Origin of the sequence: Acetobacter orientalis (assembly GCF_000963965.1) — a bacterium.
GTDB classification, from domain to species: Bacteria; Pseudomonadota; Alphaproteobacteria; order Acetobacterales; family Acetobacteraceae; genus Acetobacter; species Acetobacter orientalis.
Genome location: NZ_BAMX01000009.1, coordinates 36,429 through 49,134, shown reverse-complemented (window position 1 = coordinate 49,134; position 12,706 = coordinate 36,429). Strand labels below are relative to the sequence as shown.

Annotated in this window: 9 protein-coding genes and 1 riboswitch; of the genes, 2 read left to right on the top strand and 7 right to left on the bottom strand. The window is 53.5% G+C overall.

The window, feature by feature from the left end; genetic code table 11:
* Positions 1-260: 260 nt before the first annotated feature.
* The 7 genes from Abor_RS03680 to Abor_RS03650 all read right to left on the bottom strand — a co-directional run bounded on the left by Abor_RS03680 (position 261) and on the right by Abor_RS03650 (position 10,371).
* The gene (locus Abor_RS03680; RefSeq protein ID WP_048840487.1) at positions 261-2,855 is read right to left on the bottom strand and encodes an MMPL family transporter; all 2,595 of its coding nucleotides are present in this window, start codon (positions 2,853-2,855) and stop codon (positions 261-263) included.
* Positions 2,856-2,970: 115 nt separating this feature from the next.
* Complete coding sequence (locus tag Abor_RS03675; protein WP_048840486.1) at positions 2,971-4,026, bottom strand: lysylphosphatidylglycerol synthase domain-containing protein; 1,056 nt, start codon at positions 4,024-4,026, stop codon at positions 2,971-2,973.
* Between the two features lie 57 nt (positions 4,027-4,083).
* Positions 4,084-4,566, bottom strand: coding sequence for a 6,7-dimethyl-8-ribityllumazine synthase (gene ribH / locus Abor_RS03670; RefSeq protein WP_048840485.1), 483 nt, complete (start codon positions 4,564-4,566; stop codon positions 4,084-4,086).
* Between the two features lie 30 nt (positions 4,567-4,596).
* Entirely contained in the window at positions 4,597-5,934 is a 1,338-nt protein-coding gene (gene ribB, locus Abor_RS03665; protein WP_084594356.1) for a 3,4-dihydroxy-2-butanone-4-phosphate synthase, read from the bottom strand.
* Positions 5,919-6,521: a riboflavin synthase gene (locus Abor_RS03660; RefSeq protein WP_048840484.1), complete on the bottom strand. Its 603-nt coding sequence runs from the start codon at positions 6,519-6,521 to the stop codon at positions 5,919-5,921. Before Abor_RS03660 ends, ribB begins: the two co-directional genes overlap by 16 nt.
* Positions 6,506-7,555, bottom strand: a complete 1,050-nt coding sequence (gene ribD, locus Abor_RS03655; RefSeq protein WP_244877860.1) for a bifunctional diaminohydroxyphosphoribosylaminopyrimidine deaminase/5-amino-6-(5-phosphoribosylamino)uracil reductase RibD — start codon at positions 7,553-7,555, stop codon at positions 6,506-6,508. The genes Abor_RS03660 and ribD overlap by 16 nt, the downstream gene beginning before the upstream one ends.
* Positions 7,556-7,668: 113 nt before the next feature.
* Positions 7,669-7,812: riboswitch (FMN riboswitch) on the bottom strand.
* Positions 7,813-7,965: 153 nt separating this feature from the next.
* Entirely contained in the window at positions 7,966-10,371 is a 2,406-nt protein-coding gene (locus tag Abor_RS03650) for a TonB-dependent receptor (protein ID WP_048840483.1), read from the bottom strand.
* A 272-nt stretch (positions 10,372-10,643) separates the two neighbouring features.
* Between Abor_RS03650 and Abor_RS03645 the strand changes: the two genes are divergently transcribed.
* Together Abor_RS03645 and Abor_RS03640 are read left to right on the top strand one after the other, a co-directional pair.
* Entirely contained in the window at positions 10,644-11,891 is a 1,248-nt protein-coding gene (locus Abor_RS03645) for a cytochrome b (RefSeq protein WP_048840482.1), read from the top strand.
* Positions 11,891-12,700 (top strand): cytochrome c1, encoded by an 810-nt coding sequence (locus Abor_RS03640; RefSeq protein ID WP_232015146.1) that lies wholly within the window; start codon positions 11,891-11,893, stop codon positions 12,698-12,700. The genes Abor_RS03645 and Abor_RS03640 overlap by 1 nt, the downstream gene beginning before the upstream one ends.
* The last annotated feature ends 6 nt before the right edge of the window (positions 12,701-12,706 follow it).

Sequence of the window (12,706 nt, the reverse complement as noted above, 5' to 3'; positions counted from 1 at the left end):
GATTGGCTGATTGGCTGATTGGCTGATTGGCTGATTGGCTGATTCAAAATTATGCGTTGCGGGCTGGCAAGATATTTGTTGGCTCTAACAGGCTATTTTTGCAGCAATCATAGCGCAGCATTACTGCAAACCATAACGTTTGTAGGTGCAAAATGCTCTCCCTTGTCTTTGGCAGTTTACAGCTTAGCCTCTGCTCCCTCCTTAACCACATACACACTGCACCATAAAAAAACGCCCCAGTAAGGGGCGTTTTTCTTGGCTTATTTCTCATCAATCTCTCGTTTGGGCAGCAAGGCTGGCACAAACACTAATGTTGCCAACAAGGTGCAGGCCAAAGACAGCAGCAACAGCCGCCCCATACTGGCCGTACCGGGGTGGTGCGACAGCGCCAAAGACCCAAAAGCCGTGCCCGTTGTAAGAGCAGAAAATAGCACCGCGCGTGCCGTGGGCGACGCCAGCGGGTACTTTACCCCATCGCGCCAGTTCATGACAAAATAGATGTTGAAAGACACCCCAACACCCAGCAGCAACGGCAAAGCAATAATATTTGCAAAGTTTAGGGTTTCTGGCAGCAATACCACCAAAATAACGGTCATGAGGGCAGACAGCATAAGCGGTGCCAGCACCAATGCCATGTCGGTTAAGCGGCGCAAAGACAGGTACAGAATAATGGCAATCATGATAATGGCTGCAATGGCTGCCTGCTCAAAGGCTTTCACGATAGAGCGCGCACTCTCAACAATATCAACCGCGCTGCCTGCAATATCTGGCTCTACTTTTTGTAAAGACGTTACAAATTTACGCAGGGCACCGCTGTTAGACATAACCCCATTTGGGTGCACTTCTACCAACGCACGGCCATCTGGCAGCAGGTAGTCGTTTGCCAGTTCTGGCGGTACGTCTTTAAGCGTTACAGGTGTTGCCTGTAGCATAACCCGCAATTGGTCTAGCTCTTGGGGTAAAAAACGTACCAGTGCGTGGTTGGCATCAAGCACAATCTTGTCTGGTGCTTGGGCCAATTTAGCCAATGCGACCTGAATGCGGCGCAATGGGTCGTTGGTGGGCAGTTTATCCAAAATCCCGCCAAGAGCTGTTGCGGTATTTTGTGCAGCATCCCGCAAAGCCTGTGCATCTGGCTCTGGTTTGGGGGTTGGTACAATAAGGGTTGGCAGCAAAATATTGGCTGCGTCCTGAATAAGCGCCAGCTTTTCAGGCTGTTGTTCTGGCACAAAAGAACCAAGCCACATGGCATCGTGCACGCCGGGTACTTTTGAGAGTTTTTCGGCGTCTTTTTGCGCATCATCAAGCGACTTCACCAGCAGCTCCGCACTATAGGGCGAAGATTGCGGGTTGGTCATGAGCAGGTGCAGCGCTTTCATACCCTCAGAATTAGGGTTTTTAGTATGCAGAGGGTCGCCGTCAAATTGTAGCTTAGGTACCAGTATAATACCCGCCAAAGCAACAACCCCAAACACAAGCAAAAGGGGCTTACGGGCATGGCGAATTTTAACATCTGCCGGTTTCATGAAAGCATAACCCATGCTTGGGCAATCAAGCGGTGGGTGAAACACTTTGAGCAAAGCGGGCAACAGCGTGGTGGTACACACAAAAGCGACCATCATGCCAATGCCAGCAATTAACCCTAACTGTGCAACACCTAAAAAGGCTGTTGGCGTAAAGGCCAAAAAGCCAGCAGAGGTTGCAAGCGCTGCCACCAAAATCTGGTGCCCGGTTTCACGCCCGGTTTCAGCCAAAGCTTCCAGAATACCGCGCTCGTTACTGCTATCTTGGTGCTGCGCTCTAAAGCGCACAGAGAACTGAATGGCAAAGTCAACCGCAATGCCCACAAACAAAATAGCAAACGCAACAGAAATAAGGTTAAGCGTGCCCACAGCGACAGCCGCAAAGCCTGTTGTAAGCAGCAGCCCCACCACAAGAGTAACCACAATAGGCACCACCACACGCCAAGAGCGTACAGCCAGCATAAGCCACAACGTTACCAGCGCCAAAGACCCAAGCAGCCCTGCCACCATGCCTTCTGCTACGGTTGCAAACTCTTCATCATCAAGCTGCACTTGGCCTGTCATGTGTACTTTGGCGTGGCCATCGCGCACAAATTCAAGCCCTTCTGCGGCTTTACGCATAGCCGCTGCCGCGTCTCCACCGGGTTGGAAAGACCCGTAATCCAGCTTAGGCTTGGTCACCACAAACTGGTACTGCCCGGCAAGGTCAGACAACTGACCGCCCAGCAAACGCTCCCACGAGAGAGGTTGGGGGTGGCCTGCTACGGCTTTTTCCATATTGTCAGCAAAGCCAGCCAAAGCGGGTTGAAAACCGCCTAAATCTGCCTGCCCTGTTTTCACACCCTCAGCAATAAGGGAGAGCGCACCAAACAACCCACGGGCTGAAGGGTCTTGTGCAAGGGCTGCCAAAAAAGGCTGGGCTGCAATGGTGTCATCCAGCACTTTGCTTAAAGGCTGGGTGTCCAGAAACATAAGGCCATTGCGTACTAAATACGGGTTGGCATCTGGCCGTTTGGCAAAGTCGAAATTTTTATGGTCTGCCCCTAGGCGTTCGGCCATAAGGCGTGCGGTTTCGCGCCCCTCTTCTGGCAAATCTGCTTCAATAACGGCAACAAGCAGGTTTTCTTTCTGCGGGAACAGCCGCCCCATTTCATCTGAGCGCTGCTTCCATGCCAGACGGTCAGACAGCATTTTGCTGGTATCTGTGGTAACCCCCAGATAATTGGCCCCGGCAAACACCGCCCCAGCTGAAAGCACAAAGAAGAGCGCAATAACCGCATAAGCATGGCGCGCGCAGACTGTAATAAAGCGACCGATAAAGGCTGAGAGCATGGCTGGCGATCAGTTCCCGAAAAATGTAATGGCCCAATGGCCAGACGCTGCATTCGTTTGGCCCAACCATACCGCATCTTGCAAGTGACGATATGCCAAAGGCGTATGACGCACCTTATAAACTGGTACTGGAAATTGTGCTTTGGCACAAAGAGGCATGGTGCGTGGGCCGCACATCTTCGGGCTCTGGGGTGGCGCACCATTTGTGCTCAAGCCATTGCCACAGCGCCAAAGACGGCAGGCCCCACACAATTTCTCGCACGCGTTTAATAAGAGAAAGCGCCATAGCAACCTGTGGGGGCACACCAAACAGGCCACCCACCAGCACATACCCGCCTTCTGAAACGCCTAAAGCCCCCGGTACGGCAAAGCCGATAGACTTTGCGGCCTCGCCTACGCCTTCAATCACAAACCCAACCCACAAAGAGCAGCCATGCCCTAAAAAATGGAGGATAAGGCAGACCTCAACCGCGCCAAGCGCCCATGCCACAAATTGCAGAAAAAAAGCCCAAAGCGCGTTACCCTTGGCTTTGTAAAGGGCCAGCACCTGCTCATGCAGGCCGCGCATACTTTGTACGCCATTCCAGCCTAAATGCCCGGCTATTTTTGCCAAAATCACCTCAACTAAAGCCAAAGCCCCAAGCCATTGGCTGGCAAATAACACGGCCCCTATAGCGAGTGCCACAAACGCACTTTCTACCAGTTCGTCTGTAATGGCAGAGCGCTTAACCAGCAGCAGCAAAATGGCCAGCCCGCTCAGGGTAAAAACCACTTGGCTCAGGAGTTCTAGCGTAAGGTCACAAATAGTTGCCGCAGCGGCATGCCGCGTGCCAAGGCCACGCCGCGCCAAAAGGCGGCTTGAGCAGACCTCGCCCCCCACTTGGGCTACAGGCAGCAAGTTATTTACCCCTTCACGCACGCAGCGCAGGGCAAAATAGTCTTTAAGTTTTAAAGGGGTAGAGGAAGATAATGGGGTTACCTGCGGGCCAGCAATAACGCGCCACGCCTGCGCTGAAAGGGCAACCTGCACGGTATGGAAAAGAACAGCAGCCAGAATGCCCCAGCCACCAGCCATAATAAGCGAGAGAATGGCACCAGCACCAAATTGCGCCAGCATCCAGACTGTAAGGCCCAGCCCCACTACCCCAGCTATAATGGCAACCCGCTTCATTCTTCCCCCTGCTTTGCAAGGCTGCACACCGTGCCGGGTATGCAGCCCTGCCCCTGATCAGACCTTGATCTGGCGCAGGAGTGCAAGACTTTCCACACAGGCGGCCGCAGCTTCACGTCCTTTGTTATGAATGTCAGAACGCGAACGAAGTTCCGCTTGTTCGTCGGTATATGTTGTTAAAACACCAAAAGCGATTGGCACTTCTGTGGCCAAAGAGGCCTGCATCATACCAATAGTGGTGCCAAGGCTAATAAATTCGAAATGCGCGGTATCCCCCTTAATCACACAACCAAGGCAAATAACCCCTTCGTAACGGTTTGATTTTGCAAGGGTTTGCGCCAAAAGGGGCATTTCAAACGCGCCGGGGGCAGCAAAAACATCCTGCTCGGAAACGCTAATATTATGTTCAGCCAGCCATTCCAGCGCACCATTACGCAGGCCGCCTGTCACGTCTTCATTAAAACGGCTAACAATAATAGCCAGACGTGGTGCGGGGGTCAGTTTCAGGTTCGGGAAAGAAGCCGGTAAATGCGTGCTCATTAAACAGTCCTTAGTCTCAAAAAAACAAACTTACGCCTGCACTGTCGCAGGGGCATCAGTCACAGAAAAGTTACTCAGCCGGTGGCCCATACGTTGCCGCTTGGCATGCAGGTACGCGCGGTTAAAGGGGTTAACTGGTGTTTCAAGCCCGATTCTTTGCCGTACCACAAAGCCACGGGCTTCTAGCGCGCGCACTTTGTCTGGGTTGTTGGTCAATAAATCGAGTTGGCCCACGCCCAGTTCGCGCAGAATGGCGGCAGCCGCTGTCCAGTCTCGGGCGTCTGTTGCAAAGCCAAGTTTGTGGTTGGCATCTACTGTATCTAAACCGGCATCTTGCAATTCGTAGGCGCGTATTTTGTTGGCAAGGCCAATGCCGCGCCCTTCGTGGCCGCGTACATATACCAGCACACCGCACTCTGCCTGCCCTATAGCTTTAAGGGCGGCGTGCAATTGCGTGCCGCAGTCACACCGTAAAGACCCAAGGGCATCACCCGTTACACATTCAGAGTGCATCCGTACCACGGGCACGGCATTAGCCGCGCCGGGGTTGCCTTTTACCAAAGCCACATGCTCAACTCCCAAACGGTCACGGAAAGCATGGATCACCAAGTCCTCCCCACCGTAAGCGCTGGGTAAAGCGGCCTCGGCTAGGTCAGCCAGTGTTTCCTCTGGTGCGGCTGGCTCTGGTGCTGTTTGTGCGCCTTGTTCGGGCAATGGTGTTAAGCCATTGGCTTTTACCCACTCTACTAGCTCAGCAATGGAAATAATGGGCATGTCGTAACGGGCCGCAAATACTTCTAGCTGCGGGCGGCGCGCCATGGTGCCATCTTCGTTTAAAATTTCACAAATGACAGAGGCAGGACGCAGCCCAGCCAGATGTAAAATATCGAGCGAGCCCTCCGTATGGCCAATACGGGCCAGCACCCCACCCGGCTCTGCCCTTAACGGAAAGATATGCCCCGGTGTCGCAATATCGGCCGGGGTTGCGGTTTCAGACGCGGCAACCAGCACAGTATGGGCGCGGTCTGCAGCAGAAATACCAGTGGTCACGCCTTCTTTGGCTTCAATAGAAACCGTAAAGGCGGTGCTATGGCGTGCGGTGTTATTGCTCGACATTTGGGGCAGGCCCAAACGCTCAACCTGCTGTGGGGTTAGCGGCAAGCACACCAAACCACGGGCATGGGTTATCATAAAGTTCATGGCCTGCGGGGTCATAAACTGGGCGGCCATAACCAGATCGCCTTCGTTTTCGCGGTCTTCGTCATCAACCATAATAACCATGCGGCCCGCCCGCAGGGCTGCAACAGCCCGTACCAGCGCCACAGAAGGCTGTGCCGTTACGGCCGCCATATTCACTTGGTCTGGCATAGTACCTCCACATATTTAGCAATTACGTCCACTTCCACGTTCACGGCGTCACCCACGTTTAGGGTGCCCAGTGTGGTGTGGGCCCATGTGTGCGGAATAATCATGAGGGCAATGGTAAACGCGCTGTTTTCCACCGGCCCAATTTCGTTCAGTGTCAGGCTAATGCCATCCAGCGTGATGGAACCTTTTTCCACCATGTAGCGGCGCAGGCTTTCTGGCACGCTAAACTCAACACGCCGGGCATCGCCCGAGGGGGTACAGGCCGTGTAATGCGCTGTGCCATCAACATGGCCCTGCACAATATGCCCAGACAGGCGCGTGGCTGGGGTAACGGCACGCTCAAGGTTAACACGACTGCCTGCAACCAAAGCCCCAAGTGTTGAGCGCTCCAGTGTTTCGCTGCTTATAAAAAAGCGGGCATGCCCGGTAGCGGCAGGGGCTACAGCGGTTAAGCACACGCCGTTTACGGCTATGCTTTCGCCTTCGGCAATGTCTTTCAGGCCGGTATCAACGTCTATCACCAGTGACTTGTCGCCGGTTTGTGCCGTGAGAACATGACCGAGGGATTCAATTATTCCGGAAAACATGTTTGCTCCTGCGTGCACCGTGCCCACTCCGGAAACAGAGCAAGGGGGGTTACATCGTGCCGTGTTGAAACTGAAAAATGGTCAACCCCTGCAGCATTTTGTCGAATGCTCAGCCAGTCGTCCCAAAGGTTTTGGGCTTTCAGGGTTGCTAAAAGGGTGGGGCCTGCCTCTACCATCAGCCACAGGGCATCGGTGCTGGCCAAAAGGCTAGGCAGCATGGCTACATCTGGGCAGAGCAGCACATCAAACTTTTGCTCAACCTTAGCGTGCCACGCCTGTGGTACGTGGGCTGCCTGCCCGCACACCACCAGCAAGCGGCGGCGGTTTGGGTGGTCTGTTACATGCCGCACGGTAAAGCTGGGCAGGTCTGCCTGCACGGTGCCTGTGCCAGTTACAATGCCATCTGTTACGCGGCGTAACTTATGCGCAAAGGTAAGAGAATCTGGCGTCGTAAACGTGGTTTGCCCAGTAGGTGGCACCATTGTACCCGCACTATTGAGCGCCTGTTTTACGGTAAGCCAAGGCCGCCCGTGTACGGTTTTTTGCACAAATGGGGCCAACAACGCGCGGCATAGGGCAAAAAGCGCGGCCCCATTGGGCGCATGCTCTAGCCACTGCACTGTGCGCCCAGCCTGCACCAACCGGGCCGCACCGCCCCCAGCCACACGGGGGTTGGGGTCTGCGCAGCCAATCCAAATGGTTTTAACCGGGGTTTCAAGCAGGGCTTCGGTGCAGGGGGGGGTACGGCCTGTGTGGTTGCATGGCTCAAGCGTTACAACGGCTGTATACACCCGGTGCAGCACACCTGCCGCCCGCGCCTGCTCACACGCCAACCGCTCTGCATGCAACTGGCCCGCTTTATGGTGGGCAGCAAGGCTTAGCACCTGCCCCTCTGCACTCAAAAGCACGCAGCCAACAGCCGGGTTGGGTGCAGTTTGCCCTACAAAACGGCATGCTTCTGCTACAGCAGCTTGAAACGCAAGTTTCACCTGCTCTGGCACAAACGCGGCAATTTTGTCAGGGGAGTTCTGCACGCCCAAAAACCCATTACTCTGTATGAAAACAGATGCACTTTGGGCACAGAGGCGCATGCACAAACCCTAGCTTGCCCCTTTATAGCAAAAGGCACAGCAACGGCTTGCGTTACGGCTGCTCTCTTCCATCCGGACTGTAACCGTCGGCTCTGGAATTACACCAGATCTGCTGACCCTACCAAAAATAGGCGCTCGCGGGCTTATGGCCAAGGCCACTTACCGCCGGTAGGGAATTGCACCCTGCCCTGAGAACATCACACCCGCCATAAATGACGGCTGCATTTGTTAATATGAGGATATTACGATGAAAGTGCAAGAGAGAAACACATCACTCTTTTGCGGGTGTTAAAATTACCTTTTTAACACCCGCCACAAACCCGGCCAGCCAAGGGCCGGGTAGCGCAAACTTGTTAGAAAGAAACCGAGAGCGTGCCGGTCATATTAAAGCGTGGGTACAGGTAATAACTAGGCGCACCACTTGCACTCACCGCACTGCCATAAACACCTGTTGTGGCGTGGGCATTATTGGTTAGGCCGTAAGCACCTGTACGCACAAGGCTACCGGTAATGTTATTGAAATTGAGACGGAAAATAGGGTTTTTCACAAACCCAAACCCCGGAAAACGGTACCCAACAGCAATGGAGTCCGTAAAGTAGCCGGGCATTTTCTCATCGTTTAAGAACGTTGTGTACTGTCCGGATGTATAATGCACGGCAAAGCTACCAAACAGCTTACCGTCATCATAGGTCATGCCAATATTGGCCAATACATGCGGTGACATAACCGCCCGCTTGCCCTTTGTTTGCAACAGGTCTGCCACGGTAGTGCCGTTAAGCGTGCCCGTTGTTGGCATGTTAGAATCCATAGACGCGTTCAAATACTCAATAGACGCATAAGGGCTGAAGTGATGAATGGGGTGTGCCGCAATCATGGCATCAAACCCACGGGCGGTCTGGTTACCAGCGTTAATGGTCGTGCTTACCGCCTGATTATTCACATACACGCTGGTATCTACCAAGCGGTTGGTAATGGAGTAGTTAAACAGGCTTAGGTCAACCATCAGGTATTTGTTGTTAAAGCGCCAGCCGAGTTCTTCTTTAATCGCGTATTGGGGTTTGGCGTTATAAGGGTTGCCCACATACCGGCCTGTTTGCGCATCATACACAGAAGACAGCGCACCGGGGTCTGGCATGCGGTAATCGCCCTCGGCATTAATATAAATCTGGTTGTTATCGTCTATTTTGTAGCCAATACCCAACTGCGGCAGGGGCACTACGGTGTTTTCCTGCATTTGTGGGGCGCCGTTAGCGTAGTTGCGGCTGTAACGGTTAATCATTGAGACTTTAAACCCAGCATCAACCTGCAAGCGGTTATCGAAGTAGCGGCTTACATCACGCACAAAGAGAGAGTGGTTATACCACCCCGAATCACCCTGATAAGGCATATACCGCGCACCGTTTTGAAACAGACCGTGGCTTGCATCATACGGATAGTTTTTCTGCCCCTCTGGCCCAACAACAGAATACAGGTTGTTAACCTGATTATCCTGATAATCGAACCAATACCCCAAAGACACAGTGTTATGCCGGTTAATTTGGTAGCTTAATTGCGCAATGGCTCCGGCATGGGGGCGGTAAATGCTGTAGGTTGATGTTGTAGGCACCTGCCCGCTTAATGCCCCACCATTGGGCCCTAGCGTTACGGCGGTGCTGTTCGCATCAAACAAAGAGCCGTTGTATGAATACCCACCGTTATAAACGTAATACGGCTTAAAATCGAAACTAAAGCGGCTAGGCAGCACCACATGCACGGGGGCCGTAATAAAGAACTGGTCCCACATATTGCCAACCAGCCCCACATATTGAGACGGCGCTTGCGGGTTATATTGGGCCGAGTATGAAAAACTACCGTTACCGTGTTTTTTATCTAAAAACTGCTGGGCCGTTGGGTAGAGCGGTATAGAGGTAAACTGGTGGTTCCAGCTTGCAAACAGGTTAATGAAAGACCCGTTATCAAAGTCTTTGCGGGCACCGAAATCTAGGTGGCGGCGCTCGTTAACGCCCGGCCCCATCCAGTTACGGGCATGCTCGTGCGAGAAAGACAAATAGCCACGCAGGCCAGTATTCCCAATATCACCACTATTTACCCGCAAAAATTCGCGAGACATGTTGTTGGTGCCGTAAGAAAAATCGGTCATGCCGCCAAATTTATGGTCTGGCGTAATAGTGCCAGCATCCATCACACCGGCTGCCGCTGTGGTAACTGGCAGGTTAATAGCGGCAGAGCCGGGGGTGACACTCACATGGTCAAGGTTTTCTGAATCCACATTCTGGTTCAGGTAATAGGCCGTTGCCACTGGCACACCATTAAGCAAAATACCCATGTCTGAATCTGTCAGACTACGAATATTCAACGTACCCCCCAAAATGCCAGATGAGTCGTTGGTAGAAACGCTCACGCTTGGCAGGTTTTTAACCAAATCCAGCGCGGTGCTGGTTGGGCTTTGCATGGCAATAAAACGCTTTGTTACGGTCTGCACCGCATGGGGCGCGGTTTCATGGCGCATCATGCCGCCACCACCTGCACGGTTTACAGCAACGTCTAGCTCTTCTGCACCGTGGCTTTGCACCGGGCCTGTGGCACGGTGGGCCGCTGGCCGCGCTGCTGCACGAGCTTGCTTGTGCAGTTTTGCAGATGCCCCACCCTGCCGGGCCGCTGTTTTATGTGTTGCAGCATAAGCATAATCACAGAACAGGAAGGTGCTGCTAAGAATGGCGGCAACAAACCGGCCGTGCTGTGTTTTAGTGGGAACCATTGACGTGCTGTGCCCTCAAGTAAAAAGCGTTCGTGATGGCGTTGCTTTAGGACAAAAAATACACAGAAAGGAAAGACAAACTCTGCCTCTTTTGTGCGCTTTTGCAGCAATTGTTGCCAACTTGCATCGGGTTGCTGTTGCCAACATGGCGCACTCAGGATACTCCCCCACACTGGGCAAGGCGCATGCCCTTTACTGGCTTGCAAATTATTCCGGTTAATTTATGTTTTTTGGTTCTTGCCGGGCGTTAAACCCCTAAAAACGGAAAAACAATGACCAAACCCACCCCACCGGAGCATTCCCCTTCCTGCGCAAGCACAGAAGAAAGCACCGGCCTTGCCGGGTGGATAGACCAGCGCCTACCCATTATTAGCGGGTTTAAAGCCGAATATATTCACTTTCGTATGCCCAAAAACCTGAACGGCCTTTGGAATTTTGGGGCTATTCTTACCATTGTGCTGCTGCTTATGCTGGCAACCGGCACCTTTTTAGCCATGCACTATACCCCCACCGCAACCGATGCTTTTTTGTCGGTTGAGGCCATAGACCGCCAGCTACCCGGTGGCTGGCTACTGCGCGCCATGCACATGGTAGGCGCCAACCTGTTTTTGGCCGCTTTGTATGTGCATTTGTTCCGTGGGTTATATTACGGGTCTTATAAAGCCCCACGTGAAATTTTGTGGCTTACCGGGCTGGTGCTGCTGCTTATGGTTATGGCTACTGCTTTTGCCGGGTACATTTTGCCATGGGGCCAAATGTCTTACTGGGGGGCAGATGTTATTAGCAAAGCCGTAGGCGCTGTGCCTGTTATTGGCGACACGCTAGAGCATGTGCTGGCAGGCAGCGACCATCTGGGCGATATTTTTGTGCATCGCTTTTTTGTGCTTCACTTTATTCTGGCTTTTCTGGTTGTCGGGGTTGTGGGCCTGCATGTTGCTGCGGTGCATGTTACTGGCTCTAACAACCCGCTGGGCATAGAGCCTAAAACCCCAAAAGACACCGTGCCCTTCCACCCTTATTTTACCAGTAAAGACCTGTTTGGGCTGGTGCTGTTTGCTCTTATTTTTGCACTCTTACTGTTTTTCTGGCCGGGCTTGCTTATTGAGCCAGACAACTACGCCCCGGCAGACCCCATGCACACCCCGGCAGATATTGAGCCTGAATGGTACTTCCTGCCATTTTACGGCATGCTGCAATCTGTGCCGTCTAAATTTGGGGGGCTTGTTGCGGCTGCTGGCTCGCTCTTGGTGCTGTTTGCTCTGCCGTGGCTAGACCGTTCACCCGTGCGTTCTGCCCGTTTTAGGCCCATGTGCCGGGTTGGCCTTATTGGGCTTGTTGGGGCTTTTGTGCTGCTTGGCGTTGTGGGCCAGCACCACGCCCAAGGCGGCTGGATGCTTTTGGGCCGGGCTGCTCTGCTTTACTATTATTGCTATTTTCTAGTGCTCTTGCCACTTGCCACCCGGTTTGAAAAAACCCGCCCGCTGCCCACGTCTATTGCCGCCGCACAGGGAGACGCCTAATGCCTGCAACGCTCCCACGTTTTATAGTTATGCGTAGCACTTTACTGGGCCTAAGCCTTTTAGGGGCCAGCGTAGCCCTACCCCAACATGCTTACGCCCAAACAGAACCCACCAAAGCCCCACCCCACCAAAAATGGAGTTTTGACGGGCCATTTGGCACGTTTGACCAAGCCAGCCTGCAACGCGGCTTTATGGTGTATGACCATATTTGCTCCACCTGCCACGGTATGCGCAGCCTAACCTATAACGACCTGTTAGGCATTGGCCTAAGCCCCCAAACTATTGGCGCGTTAGCCCATAGCAAGCAGTTTCCCGGCCCGGTCGATGAAGACGGCCAACCCACAACCCGCCCCGGCACCCCAGACGACCACTTTAAAGCCCCTTTCCCGAGCGATGCCGCAGCCGCCGCTATGATGGGGGGCGTTGCCCCGCCAGACCAGTCGCGCTTAGCACTTATTCACCCCCACGGGGCAGATTGGCTGTATGCGTTTTTAACCGGCTACCACATACCCGCCCCTGCCGGTGTAGCCGCCGTACCGGGCAAATTTTACAACGACTGGGCCGATGGCCACTTTATTGGCATGCCCCCACCGCTTGTAAACGGTGCCCTGACATACCCAGATGGCACACCCGCCACGGTAGAGCAGCAAGCTAAAGACATAACCACTTTCTTGGTTTGGGCATCTGACCCACACCGCACAGCACGCCACCATATTGGCAAGGGGGTTGTGCTTTACCTTATTGTTCTGCTTCTGCTGGCATTTGCATGGAAGAAGAAAATCTGGAAACGCCTGCACGGAGGAGCCTGACCCACC